1 protein-coding gene is annotated in these 1,081 nt (G+C 48.3%); it reads left to right on the plus strand.

The window, feature by feature from the left end; all coding sequences use genetic code 11:
* The coding region (gene tuf / locus ACQEXP_RS21195) for an elongation factor Tu (protein WP_269378573.1) at positions 1–1,077 on the plus strand (1,077 nt) is incomplete at its 5' end.
* Between the last annotated feature and the right edge of the window lie 4 nt (positions 1,078–1,081).

A 1,081-nucleotide genomic window follows, 5' to 3' on the forward strand; every position in this document is an offset into this window, starting at 1 on the left:
GCTAAAGTGTACGGCGGTGAAGCGAAAGACTTCGCATCTATCGATAACGCTCCAGAAGAGCGTGAGCGCGGTATCACAATCTCAACTTCTCACGTTGAGTACGACACTCCAACTCGCCACTACGCACACGTAGACTGTCCAGGACACGCTGACTATGTTAAAAACATGATCACTGGTGCTGCACAGATGGACGGTGGTATCCTAGTTGTTGCTGCGACAGATGGCCCAATGCCACAAACTCGTGAGCACATCCTACTAGGCCGTCAGGTTGGTATCCCTTACATCATCGTATTCATGAACAAATGTGACATGGTTGACGATGAAGAGCTTCTAGAGCTAGTAGAAATGGAAGTTCGTGAACTTCTATCTGAGTACGACTTCCCAGGTGATGATCTACCAGTAATCCAAGGTTCAGCTCTAGGCGCACTAAACGGCGAAGAGCAATGGGAAGCTAAGATCATTGAACTAGCAGAAGCGCTAGACAACTACATCCCAGAGCCAGAGCGTGCAGTAGACATGCCGTTCCTAATGCCAATCGAAGACGTATTCTCAATCCAAGGTCGTGGTACAGTAGTAACTGGCCGTATCGAGCGCGGTATCCTAAACGTAGGTGACGAAGTTGCTATCGTAGGTATCAAAGAGACAATCACAACAACATGTACTGGTGTTGAGATGTTCCGTAAGCTTCTAGACGAAGGTCGTGCGGGTGAGAACGTTGGTGCACTTCTACGTGGTACTAAGCGTGATGAAGTAGAACGTGGTCAAGTACTAGCGAAGCCAGGTTCAATCACTCCACACACTAAGTTCGAGTCAGAAGTATACGTACTTTCTAAAGACGAAGGCGGCCGTCATACTCCGTTCTTCAAAGGCTACCGTCCACAGTTCTACTTCCGTACAACTGACGTAACTGGTAACATCGAGCTACCAGAAGGCGTAGAAATGGTAATGCCAGGCGATAACATCAAGATGACTGTTGAACTAATCGCTCCAATCGCGATGGACGAAGGTCTACGTTTCGCGATCCGCGAAGGTGGCCGTACAGTTGGTGCTGGTGTTGTTGCTAAGATCTTCGCTTAATTCT

The sequence above is a fragment of the Vibrio sp. TRT 1302 genome (assembly GCF_050113875.1).
GTDB lineage: Bacteria > Pseudomonadota > Gammaproteobacteria > Enterobacterales > Vibrionaceae > Vibrio.